The following is a 14,624-nucleotide window of genomic DNA, read 5'->3' on the forward strand; positions in this document are numbered from 1 at the left end:
TTTTTCAATAATACGGAGAAATCATAATATAAACGATAACCCCTGTTATGCTCACATATAGCCAAAGCGGCATCGTCCATCTCGCAATTTTTTTGTGGCGTTCCACTTTCATATTCAAGCCCCGGAACAAGGTGATTAATGCCATAGGCACAATTACAATGGAAAGCAAAATGTGTGAGAGCAAAATGAAATAATAGATCGGCCGAATAATCCCTTCCCCTCCGTATGGCGTGCTTTCTGTTAGCGCGTGATATGTAACATAAGATATCAGAAATATCGCTGTCGTTGTAAAGGCTGCGAATATAAATCGCTTATGGGCTTTGATATTTTTTTGCCTGATCATAAAAAGAGCTGCAAGCAGAAAAATAAACGTAAAGCTATTGCATATTGCATTTAATAGTGGTAAAAACGTTAAATCTAAATGACGAAATCGTTCCGCTTCAGGGAGAAAGAACAATAAGGTCACAAGTCCGTTAATTGCGATCGTTAATGTAACGACAATACCTGTGTAACTTTTCGGTTTATGCTCTGAGTGGTTCATCGGGAAATCTCTCCTATCCGTAAACTAAACAAAGCGTAAGAGAATTTAAGTAGAAAGTCAATAAAATGAGTGTGATCGTCAGAATATCGACACACTTAAAAAGGCCGATCGATGTCGGCCTCGCAAAATCACTCTTTTAATAGCAGCTCTTCAGCTACTTTGCTTTCTTTTTCATTCAGGAGATTTTTCTGGATCATTTCGTCGATCGATTTATTCATACTGCTTTTTATAAACTCCGCAGTCTTTTTATCTCCCGCAATAATGATTTTTTTCCACTTACGGTCTGCGGCTTTTTTGTCGAGCTTGCTTCCTAAACTTTTATACAGTCTTTTTTGAATGTCTTTTTCCCGTTCTTTAAAAATATCTTTTTGCGGTGTTTTCTCTGCGCCGCCTGTCGTTACTTGAACCTTTTTTTGGTCATCCCTTTTTCTCCACGTCTCAGATTCTAAGTCAAATAGATAGTGCTCGATATCGTTAATTTCACCTAAAGACGTGTCTAAAATCTTCACTTCATTTTGCTGTGTAAGGATTACCCCTATAGATGGATAGGCGTCATATATTTTCTCCAATTGGCTGACCATCGCACGTTCTTCCCAATAAAAGCTGGTCTCGACAGGTATTTGCAGCTGAAAGCAATGCCATATTTGACTGTCAATTGAAGCAAAGATGACGAGACTTCTTGGCATATTTTTGCCGAGTTCCTGAATGTATTGGTCAATACGGTCTTTTATTTTATTAAATCGACTATGTTCATCCTCGCTGCTTGCTTCCAAATATTCATTAATTCGAGTGAGTCCGTTTTTTAAGGCAATTTTCCATTCACCGCCTTGCTGATCTGGATCCCTGCTGTCTGTATTTAAATACATAGTCAGCATCCGATCAGGCGATTGCAGTTGACAGCTCCTAAGCTTTTGGAGCACTTTATTCATATTGATACGATCCCCTTCCGAAAAAATAATGCGTTTTCTATTTCTTTTCCACAGTCTGTTGAAATAAAACTCCTATTCTAAAATTACTTGGTAAATATGCCTATTTTCCTGGATAGGTTGCAATAATCAGCATATTTTACTAGAATGTATAATTGTGATTTTTTTAAAGGAGTGTTGAAAAATGAATAGGCTGGCAGGTGAAATTTCGGATTCGGCAGAACTGGAGGATTTGCAATTTCAACTATACAGAATGCAGGAAAATATGAAGGAAATCTCAAAAAAATCGAACGTGCTTGGAATTGATCAATCGAAGGATGACGATTGGATCATCGTACATTCGATTGATGATGGCCAAACACTTAAAATTATGCTTAACGATTGCAAATCAGCATATAGGGGCTCCAGCAACTTCTCTTTAATTGCTTCCATTCAAGACGAATCCATTCACATCGGTGATATTAAAGGGCCGCATAACGAAGGCTACGGCTCAATTTGCATGAAATTTCTTAAGGAAAAAGCAAGAGATCTTAACATCCCCGAAATTACAGGTGATATTGCACCTAGAGATTGGGATCACGTAGACCGTCTCGTGCATTTTTATGAAAAACATCATTTTCAAGTAGAAATTGATCAATCATCAGAATCTGGCGCGATCTATTGGATAGAAAAATAATAGCTATTAAAAAAGCACTGAATCAAAGATTCAGTGCTTTTTTCTAGTTTAATATTTTTACTTTTACTTGTTTAGATCCCCATTTTTGTGCTTCATCTTTACTTGGAACAAAGACATCAATTTTATTACCTTTAATTGCGCCGCCAGTATCGGATGCTACCGCTTCTCCATAGCCTTCTACTTCTACTTTTGTGCCTAATGGAATCACGCTTGGATCAACCGCAATTACTTTTGCATTAGGGTCAGCTTTTAAGTCTTTCCCAGTAGCAGTGACTCCGGAACAACCTTCACAATCTGCAGTGTATGCTGTAGCAGTAACGGTTAATTCCTTCGTTGCAGCTTGTTGATCTGATGTATTATTCTCTTCAGGAGCAGCTTTAGGTGCTTCTGCCTCCTCTTGTTTTACGGGTTCACTTGGTTGGGGTTCAGATGGAGCTTCCCCTGCATCAGCTTGTGCTTGTCCGCTAACGCTTAGTGTTTGTCCCGCATGAATGATATCGGAATTCAATCCATTCCACTCAACAAGATCTTCAATGCTGACATTGAATTTTTCAGCAATTTTCCAAAGGCTGTCTCCTTCTTCTATGTTATATTGTTCGTTCTTTTCTGAAGAAATGGTTAGCTTGTCGCCAGGTTTAATAAAATCTGAGGAAAGCTTGTTCCATTCTTTTAGGTCCTTTAGGTCCACCCCGTGTTTTTCAGAGATTCCCCAGAGCGTATCCCCCTCTTTCACAACTTCTTCTTTAGCAAAGGCTGAATTCGCTCCTACTGCAGTTGTTGAAATAGCTGTTACTGCGATAAAGGACATAATCGTTTTCTTCATAGTAAATCCTCCCTTGTTAGCTATTAATTGGCGGCTAACAGATGCTATCGTAACATATGTAAATGTCAGTTCAATAACAAGAGGATTTTGATTTAGTTACAATTATTTTACACAGGGAATCTCTTATACTATTTAATATATATAGAAAAACGAGCGCTTCGCATATTAAGCGAAGCGTAACCGAAGAATTTTCCGATCAAGATGAGTTGGTTAATAGCTTATTTTCTTCATAATTTACAGTGGAAAAATAAATTTACTTGCTATCCTGTTCTTCATCTAATCGACGCTGGGTAATCGAAGATTTTTCATCCATCGTTTCACTATTAGTCAGATCACGAACTTGATCCTCGTATTGATTTTCATGTGATCTTGAAGAAGTTGTTTCCATTTCATCCTGCGCTTCAGCTGTCGTTCTGGCATACGGAAGGGCCTCCAGCCTTTCATACGGTATTTCTTCGCCGGTGCGTTCACAGATTCCATAGGTTCCGTTTTCCAGACGTTTTAAAGCTGCATTCACTTCATTTAAACGATCCCGTTCGATCTCATTGACTGTCATATCTTTTATTCGTTCCGTATAGAGCTGTCCATGGTCAGCCATATGGTTATCAACGCCATTTGACAGCTCACCGGTTTCTTCATTCAATGCCTCTTCTTCAGAGTGGTTCGTCATAAGCTCTTCTTTTAGATTGAATAATTTTTTTTGCAGATTATCTTTTTGATTATTTGTTAATGGCATCTTTCATCCTCTCCTTAGTTTTTTTATTCCCATCATTCACTAAATAAAACATAGAAAATAAAAAAAGCCGTTCTCTAAACGTAAGAACAGCTCACTAGGTTACGACCATGTGTATTTCGTCAGTATTGCCTGAATCTTATTCATATCGGTATCTTTGGCAAAATCCAATTCAAAAGACTTACTTTTCGTTATAAGGAAAAGGCAGGTCTCGAGATCGAACACACCTGCCTCTTGTATCGCAAAGCCCTCAATATGTTTGTACGGCAGAAAGACCCGGACCTTTCTTTTAGAAAATGTTTTATTATCAAAAAAGATCACTCGTTTATTTGTAAAACAAATTTGATCAGTTTTAAGCTGGCTGAGTAATTCTATTCTTTCTCCTTCAATTAGCAACTCTTCATAATTACGACTATCGCTACCTTTAAATGTTGAAAAAATCCCCAACGAAAACCCTCATTTCTCTTTCTGTAATTCAAAACGGAATCCACAGTCTGCTTATTGTAGATCATCTAAAATAAGAATACGATAAGCATGTCGTTTACTCAATTACAAAAAGATTACAAATACATTATTTTATCCTTCAAAAAAAAAGAGGCAGCTGCCCCTTTAATTCATTTCTGTTTATAATATTTGGTCTGCCAGCCCGTATTCCAGTGCTTCTTTTGCACTCATGAAATAATCTCGTTCCATATCTTCTGTCAGCCTCTCGATCGGCTGGCCGGTTTTTTCGTGCAAATATTCCTTTAATTTTTCTTTAAGCTTGATAATTCTTTTTGCTGAAATCTCCATGTCTGTCGCTTGACCTTGAACACCGCCAAGCGGTTGATGAATCATAAATTCACTGTTTGGAAGTGCGTACCTCTTTCCTTTCGTACCTCCTGCAAACAGAATGGCTCCCATCGAAGCAGCTATGCCCATGCAAATGGTCCGAATTTCCGGTTTTACATAATTCATCGTATCCAATATGGCAAATCCGGCAGTTGTAGATCCGCCCGGGCTGTTAATATAGATATGAATATCCTTGGCATCATCTTCTGCGGCTAAAAATAACAGCTGAGAGGTCACACGGCTTGCCAAATCATCATTGACCTCAGAACCAATGATAATGATTCTGTCTTTCAAAAGCCTTGAAAAAATATCATATGAGCGTTCTCCTCTTGAAGTTTGCTCAATTACGTAAGGAATGGCATTCAATATTGTTTCCTCCTATGCGGCGCACCTCGGAGCAGACATTCCTTTGGCAAAACGGATGGATCGATTCATGCGAAGCCCGGTACGTTCGGCAAATGAAAAGAGATATGAAGGGTTTTCGTATTTTATAGCCTTTATTAACAGTAATTCCTCCGCCTCAGTAATTCCGCGCTCTATTTCTTCAAATTCAATATGAATTTTTTTCAGCTGCTGTCTTGCCCGAAAAAGCAATGATTTTACCGTGGATTCAGGTTTTTCAATAAGAGCTGCGATTTCGTTCAGCTGATACATAAACACATCCTTTAAGAAAAACACGGTGATCTGTTTTGCCGTCAGCAATCCGGAAAGCTTTCTGATTAATTCCAGACACTCTCCGCTCTCTTGGCTACCTGTCGGTTTAGACTGTTCTTGCAATTGGGCGATCAGCATTTGTTCCCGGTTTTTTTTCCGCAGGTTATCAATCCAGTGGTTTCTTGCCACGGTTCTGTCGTACGCCGGGGAGCACACCGCTTTTTTATGTTGTTCATTAAGCTTTATATACGTGTCTTGCCATAAATCTTCAGCATCCCATTTGTTACCGGTTAACAAATAGCAATAGTTCATTAATGATTGATCTTTAGAACTGGACATGTGTACACACTCTCCTTAAGAGGCCTCTTATATAGTAAACGAATGAGAAGAAGATTTTGATATGGGTAAAAAAGAAAACACAGAAGAATTTTTTATCTGCTGTGTTTTCGGGGAAGAATTACTTATTTTCTTTTTGATCAATGGTACCTTCATTATACGTATCAGAAATCTGCTCTTCTATGACAGCCAGACCTTGTTCCGCGTCCTCGTATATGGTTTCTTCCTTCGCGTGGTCGCTGTCTCTTTTTACTTTACGTGGCTTCATTGCTTCGCCTTCCTTTCTTATTTCTTGCTTATAGGATAGGCAAAATTGAAATTATCATACAGAAGGTAAATCTTCAAAATATTCTTTATAAAATCCGCCGATCTTTTTCGTATTGTCAACGACAAACAAAAATTCTTCTGTTTCATTTTTGACTTCGTATACTTTTCCAACAGTCAATACGTTGTTGACAATGTATTTTTTCGCATCGGTTTGGATACATTTCACCTTTTTAATCGTTTCTTTCGTTTCCCAGTTTTCATGCAGCATGTGAATTCTCCTTATTCATCCAATAATTATACCTCTATTTAAAAGCAATCTTGGCAAGGAGTCAACCTTCCCTTTAGCGATCCTTGGTTATTCAATCATTTTTTAATTAATGATTGAATACCTATGAATCAGGGAGGAATGCCATATGGACTCACTCAAAGAAAGAGCTGAGCTTTTTCAGAGTAAAAAATTATCCTTTTTAAAAAAGGCGCAAAAAAGTGACGGCTCCTGGCGTTTTTCTTTTGAAGGCCCGATAACAACGAATTGCTTCTTCATTTTGCTTTTGACCTCTCTCGAATATAAGAATAAAGAGCTTATAGCCAATCTTGCCAGAGAGATCCACGCCAAACAAAACATGGATGGTACATTCACTAATTTTGCTGATGAGGCTTCCGGCAACTTGACAGCTACGGTTCAAGGCTATGTCGGCATGCTCGCTTCAGGGATTTACAAAAGATCTGATCCTCATATGGTAAAAGCTGAGCAGTTTATTGTCTCTAGAGGTCTTTCTGACGTTCATTTTATGACGAAATGGATGCTTGCCGTAAACGGATGGTATCCATGGCCTGTCCTATATCTTCCTATGTCTTTTATGCACATTCCAACCTCATTCCCGCTTCATTTTTACCATTTGAGCACCTACGCGAGAATTCATTTCGTCCCGATGGCGATTACGTTAAACCGCAGATTTATCGTAAAAAACAACACAATTACCTCTCTCGGCCATCTAGACGGTAATATGACATACAATCCTTTCACGTGGCTTGAGGCAAAGGAATCACGAGGATGGCCAGAGTTAAATGAAATATGGAGATACGCGTGGGCTCTGCCTGCTTATTTTCATGAACTGGGCTATCGGACCGGAGTTAAATATATGCTTGACCGGATTGAAAAGGACGGAACATTATACAGCTATGCCACTGCAACCATATTTATGATATACAGCCTGCTCTCCCTTGGTTATAAAAAAAATTCTCCCGTCATTCAGAAAGCGATCAGCGGAACCGCCTCTCTCATATCAAAATCTGAACATTACGTGTACCTTGAAAATTCGACGTCAACAGTATGGGATACAGCTCTGGTCAGTTACGCCATTCAGGAAGCGGAAAAATCTGAATATGAAGATTGCACCAATGCCGCTGCCGACTATTTGTTACGCAGACAGCATTATAAAACAGCGGATTGGATTATAAGAAATCCGAAAGGTCGTCCCGGAGGCTGGGGGTTTTCCGATATTAATACGAATAATCCTGATTGCGATGATACAGCTGCTGCGCTCAAAGCGATCCCCTTCCGCAAGAATGAAGGGGCTTGGTATAGAGGATTGCAATGGCTGCTTTCGATGCAGAACAGGTATGGCGGATACGGCGCTTTTGAAAAAAATATGGATCATCCTTTACTAAAGTCACTGCCTTTGGAATCAGCTGAGGAAGCTGCGATAGATCCTTCGACAGCTGACTTGACTGGACGCGTGCTTCACTTTTTGGCAACAAAAACACTCCTATCGAAAAAAGGAGGAACAATTAAAAGGGCAGTGGATTGGCTTCTGGATCATCAAGAAGCCAATGGCTCATGGTATGGCAGATGGGGAGTTTGTTATATTTACGGCACGTGGGCCGCCCTCACAGGGTTACGAGCAGCAGGAGTCACTAGCAGCCACCCGGCAGTGAGAAAGGCGATACATTGGCTTAAAAGCATTCAGCTGCCTGATGGAAGCTTTGGGGAATCGTGCAAAAGCTGCGAGTTAAAAGCTTATGTCCCTCTCCCGTTTGGGACAATTGTGCAAACCTCATGGGCAATCGAAGCTTTGCTGCAGTATGAGAGTGCCGATGAACCGGTGATTGAAAAAGGAATGAACTTTATCGTAACCGAGAACCATTCAAAGAAGCAGCTCGCATATCCAACAGGAATAGGATTGCCCAAGCAATTTTATATCAGATATCATAGCTATCCGCATATATTTTCTTTGCTGGCCTGTAATCAATACTTAAAAAAACGAATCGAATGAGGGTGAAAGCATGATTCCTAAAGATTATCAATTTCAACTTTATAGCTGGGGAAAGGAGCTTGAAACAGCGCTCGGAATTTCCCGTCATTTAGATCAAGATGAAAAGGATGAGTTTCAAAAAGATCTTGACCTTCTCTATGAAGCTTTGGCAGATGACAATTATACAATCCAAGATTGCTACTTAATGGCAACCGATATTCATCAAGCATTTGAAGGAAGCCGTTCTACAGAAGCTCGGGTGAAGAATAAACCTGTACCGCCCGGAAAACATAAGCTTCCGCCGTTAGGATACTCTTACCAAGCACTTGAGCCTTATATCTCCAGAGAAATCATGTATTTGCATCATGCGAAGCATCATCAAAGCTACGTTGACGGATTAAATAAAGCCGAACTGGCCTTGAAAAATGCGCGGGAAACGAAAAATTTTGCCCTCATCAAGCATTATGAACGAGAGCTTGCCTTTCATGGAGCCGGCCACTATTTACACACTATTTTTTGGAAGAACATGAGCCCCCATGGGAAAAGATACCCTACCGGTGAGCTGCTTCAGTTAATTGACCAATCGTTCGGGAGCTTCTCAGCATTTAAGGAGCAATTCTCTGAAGCTGCAAAAAATGTTGAAGGTGCAGGTTGGGCGATTTTGGTATGGGCGCCAAGAGCGAACCGATTAGAAATTTTAACTGCAGAAAAGCACCAAAATCTGAGCCAGTGGGACGTGATTCCTCTCTTAGTCCTCGATGTATGGGAGCACGCTTATTATTTACAATATAAAAATGAGAGGCCGAAATATGTTGATAATTGGTGGAATGTGGTCGATTGGAGCGATCCGGAAAGTAGGTTCAAGCAAGCCAAAGCAGTATCGTGGGAATCATATTAAAAAAATTGTCGAAAACTCCGAAAAAAAGGATTGTAATATTCAGAATAATAATTATAATAGAGGAATGTTAGATTATATACTAAACATTATTTTATCAGGATAGGAGTTTTTGAATTGAACAGCTTACGCAGCGCCAGTCAATTTATGGGGAAAACATTTTCTCTCTGGGTCATCTTAATTGCCGTTTTAGGCTTTTTCTTTCCCATTTTATTTATATGGATTAAACCGCATATTTCTCTATTCCTCTCCATCATTATGTTCGGAATGGGATTAACATTATCACTCAGTGATTTTAAGGAGCTGGGCAGAAAGCCTCTTCACGTGATCATCGGTGTTTTGGCACAGTACACTATCATGCCGTTAACAGCGTTCGGGTTAGCCACTCTTTTAAACCTGCCGCCTGATATCGCCATCGGCGTGATTCTTGTCGGATGCTGTCCTGGCGGTACTGCATCCAACGTCATTACGTTTCTTGCCAAAGGAAATACGGCATTATCTGTTGCTGTTACTACCATTTCTACACTTTTAGCGCCGTTTGTTACGCCGCTGTTAATTTTGGTATTTGCCAGAGAATGGCTTCCAGTCGACCCGGGTGATTTATTTTCATCGATTCTGAATGTCGTCCTTTTGCCTATTATAGTAGGCTTGGTTGTCAAACTCATTTTTAAAAAGCATGTGGATAAAGCGGTTGACGCTCTTCCGCTTGTTTCTGTCATTAGTATCATTGCCATTGTCGGATGTGTCGTCGGGTTAAACAAAAACAATATTTTGCAATCGGGCTTGCCGATTTTTGCCGTTGTGATTTTGCATAATTCACTCGGTCTTGCGATTGGGTATGGGGCTGCCAAGCTGTTCAAGATGGACTACCCTTCCCGAAAAGCGATTGCCATTGAAGTCGGTATGCAAAATTCGGGGCTGGGCGTCGCACTTGCGACAGCTCATTTTAATCCATTAGCTGCGGTACCGAGCGCGATTTTCAGTGTATGGCATAATCTCTCCGGGTCTTGGATAGCCTCCTATTGGGCTAGAAAGGCGGAGAAGAAAAAAGGCAAATATGTTGCTTAAATAAAGCTTGATCAAATATCAAACACCACTCAGAAGTGATTGCTTTAATCTTTCTTATTCTTCGTTTTTTTGACGATATTTTAGGAAGCCAACCCACGTGAAAACTGCAGGTTGGCTTCTTTTTCTGCACAAAAATAGAGGGCTTGCATTTCCAAATTTATCATCAAACCATTGATAAATGGAATTGGTCCATAGATCTGTTTATAGTAAATGGTTTGAATAGGCTTATATCCCAAACCTCTCATGAAAAACCCGCGAAGAACCTTGATTTCCAAGGATTTTCGCGGCTTTTTCATACATCTTTTATACAATTTTAATTTTTAAATGATACAAAAAGATCCTGCTCCCAAAGAGAAACAGGATGTTTTTAACTCTGTGACTACCCTTCCAGCAGCAGCTGCTCTGGATCCTCCAGCAAATCTTTAATTGTGACGAGAAAGCTGACTGCTTCCTTGCCATCAACGATTCGATGATCATAGGACAGGGCGATGTACATCATCGGTCTGTTCTCGAATTGTTCGGCATCAATGGCTACCGGTCTTAGCTGGATTTTATGCATTCCCAGAATGCCGACTTGAGGGCTGTTTAAAATAGGCGTTGACATTAATGAACCAAATGTTCCGCCGTTAGTTATTGTAAACGTGCCGCCTTGAAGCTCAGAGAGAGTCAGCTTGTTATCTCTCGCTTTCTTTGCAAGCTCGGCAATTTCGTTCTCAATTCCGGCAAATGATAAACGGTCGGCATCACGGACGACGGGGACGACAAGTCCTTCAGCTGCGGAAACGGCGATTCCGATATCGTAAAACTTTTTAATCACTAGCTCGTCACCTTGAATTTCAGCGTTTAACAACGGGAATTTTTTGAGTGCTGCAACGACAGCTTTCGTGAAAAAGGACATAAAACCTAATTTCACTTCATGCTGCTCAAGAAATTTGTCTTTGCGTCGTTTCCTTACATCCATTACGGCTGTCATGTCCACTTCATTGAAGGTTGTCAGCATGGCAGATGTTTGCTGGACTTCAACCAGACGCTTGGCAATTGTTTGTCTGCGCCTTGACATTTTCTGTCTTTCAAACGGTTTTTCTGGATCCTGTTTAGAAGGAGCTGGCTGAGAAACAGTCTTGCTTGATTGAGCTGTTTCCTTAGCCGGAGCTGGTTTTTTGTCGTAGGCTTCGACATCCTGCCTGCGGACTCTTCCCAATGGATCTCCTGCAGTTATTTCAGATAAGTCAATCCCTTTTTCACGAGCTAGTTTTCTAGCGGCAGGTGAAGCGACCGTTCTTCTTTTGGCTTCCTCTTTTTGCACGTTCTCTTGTGCAGCTGGTTCTGTCATTTCCTCATTCTGATTGGCCGTAGAAGAGACAGCTTCTTCCTGGCTTTCAGAATTGGAGCCCTGGCCGCTTCCTTCTCCCTCGGTTATGGTTCCGATGATTTCGCCAACTTGAACAGTATCTCCGGAATCCTTAAGGACCTCTTTTAATACCCCTGATTGTTCTGCCGTTAATTCGACATTTACTTTATCTGTTTCCAGCTCAAGCAAGTATTCTCCCTGTTCTACATAGTCCCCCGGCTGTTTCAGCCATTGTGCAATTGTTCCCTCTGAAATTGATTCTGCCAATTCTGGTACTTTTATTTCCGCCATTACCATTTCCCCCTTAATGTTTGCGTAATAGGCTTTCTGTCATAATGCGTACTTGCTCTTTTTTATGAACGGTCGGGTCCCCTTCTGCCGGACTGGATCTTCTTCTTCGCCCAATGTAACGCACGGACACTCCTTTTGGTGCCAGCTCCCTTAAATAAGGATCAATATAATTCCATCCACCCATGTTTTGAGGTTCTTCTTGTACCCATACTATTTCTTCAAGATTTGTCAGCTTGCTCAATACTTTTTTTATTTCTTTCGCCGGGAAAGGATAGAGCTCCTCTACTCTTGCTAAATGAACCCATTCCTTATCCTCTTTAATTTGATTATAAAAATCACCCAAATCAATTGCAACTTTACCGCTGGAGAGAACGAGCCGCGTCACTTTCTCTTCAACTTGCGCCTTACTGTTTTGCTCAAGAACAGGCTTAAACGTGCTTTCCGTTAATTCTTGGACCTCGGAAATTGTGTTCGGATTTCTAAGTAAGCTTTTTGGCGTCATGATCACAAGAGGGCGAATTTCTTCACGCAGCAGCATTTTCGCCTGTCTTCGCAATATGTGGAAATACTGTGCTGCGCTCGTAACATTAGCAACAGTCCAGTTGTTCTCGGCAGCAAGCTGTAAAAACCGTTCGGTTCGTCCGCTCGAGTGCTCTGGACCTTGTCCTTCATAACCATGCGGCAGTAAAATAACCATTCCCGAAGTTTGTCCCCATTTTGCTCTTCCAGCTGAAATAAATTGATCAAAATAGACCTGAGCAGCATTTGCGAAATCTCCGTATTGGGCTTCCCAAATGACTAATGTTTCCGGTGAAGCAACGTTATACCCGTATTCAAAGCCGAGTACGGAGCCTTCTGAGAGCGGGCTGTTGTAAACGGCAAACGAGGCATCGGCACTAGACAAATGATGCAGCGGTACGAACTCATCGCCGGTTTTGCTGTCATGCAGCACAAGGTTTCTCTGGGCAAATGTCCCTCGTTCTGAGTCCTGGCCGGTTAGCCGGACCGGAATGCCATCTTTTAAAATCGAGGCAAAAGCAAGAGATTCAGCCAGTGACCACTCCACTTTTCGGTCATCCTCAAACGCTTTTGCTCGTTTTTCAAGAATTCGTTGAAGCTTTCCGAATACGTTGAAGCCTTCTGGATAGGTTACAAGCTCACTGTTGAGCTTACGCAACACATCGAACTTAATGGACGTATCAATTGCCGGAAAACCATTTGAGACAGGGGCAGGCAATTCGATATCCGCTATCGTGTCCTCTTTGTTCTTCGGAACATTTCGATAAGCTGCTTCAAATCGTTTTGTAATCATATCAAAGCTTTTTTCAATCTCTTCTTTTTCAGCAATGCCTTTAGCTAGTAATTTTTCGGCAAAAATCTGTTTGACTGTAGGGTGTTTCCTTACAGCGTCATAGAGCATCGGCTGAGTCGTCGCCGGTTCATCCATCTCGTTGTGCCCAAATCTTCGATAGCCGATTAAATCTATTAGAAAATCTTTCTTGAATTTTTCCCGATATTCAACAGCGAGCTGAACAGCTGCAAGACAAGCTTCAGGATCATCAGCATTGACGTGGACAATAGGAATTTCAAATCCCTTCGCAAGGTCACTGGCATATTTTGTTGATCGTGATTCATTACTTTCCGTTGTAAATCCGATCATATTATTTGCGATAATATGGATTGTTCCGCCAACCTGGTACCCGGAAAGCTGGCTCAGGTTAAGCGTTTCAGACACGATGCCTTCCCCTGGAAAAGCAGCATCCCCATGGATCAAAATAGCAAGAGATTTCCTGATTTCCTGTTCAGGATAACCGGCTTTTGATCGAGTTTCTTGAGACGCTCTTGTGCTTCCCTCAACGATCGGATCAATGAATTCCAAGTGGCTCGGATTGTTGGCTAATGTTATTTTTACAGGCTTCGCGTCTTTTTCTTGAATATTTTTATTCGCACCAAGATGGTATTTTACATCGCCGGACCAGCCGTAGTTGATGCCTATCGAGCCTTCTGAAGGAACGATATCCTTATTTGGGGCGTGCTGAAATTCTGAGAAAATAATGTCATACGGTTTTCCTAATACGTGTGCCAGGACATTTAAGCGTCCCCGGTGAGCCATGCCGATATTAATGCTCTCTGTACCAGCAGATACTGTTTTTGCCACAATTTCGTCTAAGATTGGCACCAAACAATCCAATCCTTCAATCGAAAAACGTTTTTGGCCGACAAATGTCCGATGCAAATACTGTTCGAAGCCTTCCACTTCAGCCAGCCTGTTTAACACACCGACCAATTTATCTTTCGAATGTTCTGAAAAGAGTTCCCCCGATTCAACTAGCTTCGTCAGCCAATTTCTCTCTTCAAAGCTGTGGACGTGGTCAAATTCGAAAGAGATTGTTTTTTTATACGTCTCTTTTAAATGAAGAATAGCATCCAACCCGTCTTTGACAGTGGGAGGAGCGTCCTTGCAGATTACGGAAGCAGGAACTGCTTTTACGTCTTCCTCTGTCAGGCCATAATCACGCAATGGGAAAAGCACTTTTTTTTCTTGCGTTTTTCTTAAGGGATTGACTGAAGCGTTTAAATGGCCATACGTACGAATATCTTCAGCCAGTTTTACGACGGAAGCAATTTTTTGTACGTTTTGAAGCGTCTGGATTCCTTCTGCTAATGAACCTTCCGCTTTTTTAATTTGGCTCGGCGGCCTTCCTAATTCATCAAACATCTCCCTGAATTCACTGTCAAGGCTTTCCGGATCATTTACATATTGATCATAAAGCTCTTGCACGTAACCGAGGTTCGGGCCGTGAAAATCATCCCAAGTTAACCGTTGTTTCATACTGTTTTGCAACATATGAACATTCCCCCATCTTATAGTTAAATAAGCAGCTAATTAACTATATTAATATACCATCTGAACAATAACGTCCAGAATTATGTAATTAAAACGCTTCCATAATTATTTTATCATTAATTTGCGTTG

Annotated in this window: 15 protein-coding genes; 4 read left to right on the plus strand and 11 right to left on the minus strand. The window is 41.0% G+C overall.

Features of this window, described 5'->3' with window-relative positions; translation table 11 throughout:
- Positions 1-4: 4 nt before the first annotated feature.
- Positions 5-541, minus strand: coding sequence for a DUF420 domain-containing protein (locus JOC74_RS03885; RefSeq protein ID WP_053603049.1), 537 nt, complete (start codon positions 539-541; stop codon positions 5-7).
- 128 nt (positions 542-669) lie between these two features.
- Complete coding sequence (locus JOC74_RS03890; protein WP_053603050.1) at positions 670-1,470, minus strand: VLRF1 family aeRF1-type release factor; 801 nt, start codon at positions 1,468-1,470, stop codon at positions 670-672.
- A 181-nt stretch (positions 1,471-1,651) separates the two neighbouring features.
- Here JOC74_RS03890 and JOC74_RS03895 point away from each other — a divergent pair, with 181 nt between their 5' ends.
- Positions 1,652-2,143: an N-acetyltransferase gene (locus JOC74_RS03895; RefSeq protein ID WP_053603051.1), complete on the plus strand. Its 492-nt coding sequence runs from the start codon at positions 1,652-1,654 to the stop codon at positions 2,141-2,143.
- A 43-nt stretch (positions 2,144-2,186) separates the two neighbouring features.
- Here JOC74_RS03895 and JOC74_RS03900 read toward each other — a convergent pair whose 3' ends face one another.
- The 7 genes from JOC74_RS03900 to JOC74_RS03930 all read right to left on the minus strand — a co-directional run bounded on the left by JOC74_RS03900 (position 2,187) and on the right by JOC74_RS03930 (position 6,055).
- The gene (locus JOC74_RS03900; RefSeq protein WP_053603052.1) at positions 2,187-2,966 is read right to left on the minus strand and encodes a 3D domain-containing protein; all 780 of its coding nucleotides are present in this window, start codon (positions 2,964-2,966) and stop codon (positions 2,187-2,189) included.
- Between the two features lie 253 nt (positions 2,967-3,219).
- The gene (locus JOC74_RS03905) at positions 3,220-3,702 is read right to left on the minus strand and encodes a TraR/DksA C4-type zinc finger protein (RefSeq protein ID WP_053603053.1); all 483 of its coding nucleotides are present in this window, start codon (positions 3,700-3,702) and stop codon (positions 3,220-3,222) included.
- Positions 3,703-3,801: 99 nt separating this feature from the next.
- Entirely contained in the window at positions 3,802-4,146 is a 345-nt protein-coding gene (locus JOC74_RS03910) for a PH domain-containing protein (RefSeq protein ID WP_053603054.1), read from the minus strand.
- A gap of 177 nt (positions 4,147-4,323) precedes the next feature.
- The gene (gene clpP / locus JOC74_RS03915) at positions 4,324-4,896 is read right to left on the minus strand and encodes an ATP-dependent Clp endopeptidase proteolytic subunit ClpP (RefSeq protein WP_053603055.1); all 573 of its coding nucleotides are present in this window, start codon (positions 4,894-4,896) and stop codon (positions 4,324-4,326) included.
- A 12-nt stretch (positions 4,897-4,908) separates the two neighbouring features.
- Complete coding sequence (locus JOC74_RS03920; RefSeq protein ID WP_211086057.1) at positions 4,909-5,523, minus strand: sigma-70 family RNA polymerase sigma factor; 615 nt, start codon at positions 5,521-5,523, stop codon at positions 4,909-4,911.
- A gap of 118 nt (positions 5,524-5,641) precedes the next feature.
- The gene (locus tag JOC74_RS03925; protein WP_082363812.1) at positions 5,642-5,788 is read right to left on the minus strand and encodes a YozQ family protein; all 147 of its coding nucleotides are present in this window, start codon (positions 5,786-5,788) and stop codon (positions 5,642-5,644) included.
- Between the two features lie 54 nt (positions 5,789-5,842).
- A complete protein-coding gene (locus tag JOC74_RS03930; protein WP_053603057.1) occupies positions 5,843-6,055 on the minus strand; it encodes a DUF6501 family protein in 213 nt (70 codons plus the stop codon).
- Positions 6,056-6,200: 145 nt separating this feature from the next.
- On the opposite strand from JOC74_RS03930, the gene JOC74_RS03935 reads away from it, so the two are divergent.
- The 3 genes from JOC74_RS03935 to JOC74_RS03945 all read left to right on the plus strand — a co-directional run bounded on the left by JOC74_RS03935 (position 6,201) and on the right by JOC74_RS03945 (position 10,005).
- Entirely contained in the window at positions 6,201-8,063 is a 1,863-nt protein-coding gene (locus JOC74_RS03935) for a terpene cyclase/mutase family protein (protein WP_053603058.1), read from the plus strand.
- Between the two features lie 10 nt (positions 8,064-8,073).
- Complete coding sequence (locus JOC74_RS03940; protein WP_053603059.1) at positions 8,074-8,940, plus strand: superoxide dismutase; 867 nt, start codon at positions 8,074-8,076, stop codon at positions 8,938-8,940.
- 144 nt (positions 8,941-9,084) lie between these two features.
- Positions 9,085-10,005 (plus strand): bile acid:sodium symporter family protein, encoded by a 921-nt coding sequence (locus tag JOC74_RS03945; protein ID WP_376773349.1) that lies wholly within the window; start codon positions 9,085-9,087, stop codon positions 10,003-10,005.
- Between the two features lie 379 nt (positions 10,006-10,384).
- Here JOC74_RS03945 and odhB read toward each other — a convergent pair whose 3' ends face one another.
- Positions 10,385-11,647, minus strand: a complete 1,263-nt coding sequence (gene odhB / locus JOC74_RS03950; protein ID WP_053603062.1) for a 2-oxoglutarate dehydrogenase complex dihydrolipoyllysine-residue succinyltransferase — start codon at positions 11,645-11,647, stop codon at positions 10,385-10,387.
- A 13-nt stretch (positions 11,648-11,660) separates the two neighbouring features.
- Positions 11,661-14,495, minus strand: coding sequence for a 2-oxoglutarate dehydrogenase E1 component (gene sucA, locus JOC74_RS03955; RefSeq protein WP_053603063.1), 2,835 nt, complete (start codon positions 14,493-14,495; stop codon positions 11,661-11,663).
- Between the last annotated feature and the right edge of the window lie 129 nt (positions 14,496-14,624).

This window comes from Bacillus capparidis (assembly GCF_017832095.1).
GTDB lineage: Bacteria > Bacillota > Bacilli > Bacillales > Bacillaceae > Bacillus > Bacillus gobiensis.

Coding starts and splice junctions, on each gene's coding strand:
- JOC74_RS03885 (WP_053603049.1), bottom strand. CDS start 541: ATGAACCACTCAGAGCATAAACCGAAAAGTTACACAGGTATTGTCGTT.
- JOC74_RS03935 (WP_053603058.1), top strand. CDS start 6,201: ATGGACTCACTCAAAGAAAGAGCTGAGCTTTTTCAGAGTAAAAAATTA.
- odhB (WP_053603062.1), bottom strand. CDS start 11,647: ATGGCGGAAATAAAAGTACCAGAATTGGCAGAATCAATTTCAGAGGGA.
- JOC74_RS03925 (WP_082363812.1), bottom strand. CDS start 5,788: ATGAAGCCACGTAAAGTAAAAAGAGACAGCGACCACGCGAAGGAAGAA.
- JOC74_RS03920 (WP_211086057.1), bottom strand. CDS start 5,523: ATGTCCAGTTCTAAAGATCAATCATTAATGAACTATTGCTATTTGTTA.
- JOC74_RS03900 (WP_053603052.1), bottom strand. CDS start 2,966: ATGAAGAAAACGATTATGTCCTTTATCGCAGTAACAGCTATTTCAACA.
- JOC74_RS03930 (WP_053603057.1), bottom strand. CDS start 6,055: ATGCTGCATGAAAACTGGGAAACGAAAGAAACGATTAAAAAGGTGAAA.
- JOC74_RS03945 (WP_376773349.1), top strand. CDS start 9,085: ATGGGGAAAACATTTTCTCTCTGGGTCATCTTAATTGCCGTTTTAGGC.
- JOC74_RS03940 (WP_053603059.1), top strand. CDS start 8,074: ATGATTCCTAAAGATTATCAATTTCAACTTTATAGCTGGGGAAAGGAG.
- JOC74_RS03905 (WP_053603053.1), bottom strand. CDS start 3,702: ATGCCATTAACAAATAATCAAAAAGATAATCTGCAAAAAAAATTATTC.
- JOC74_RS03890 (WP_053603050.1), bottom strand. CDS start 1,470: ATGAATAAAGTGCTCCAAAAGCTTAGGAGCTGTCAACTGCAATCGCCT.
- sucA (WP_053603063.1), bottom strand. CDS start 14,495: ATGTTGCAAAACAGTATGAAACAACGGTTAACTTGGGATGATTTTCAC.
- JOC74_RS03895 (WP_053603051.1), top strand. CDS start 1,652: ATGAATAGGCTGGCAGGTGAAATTTCGGATTCGGCAGAACTGGAGGAT.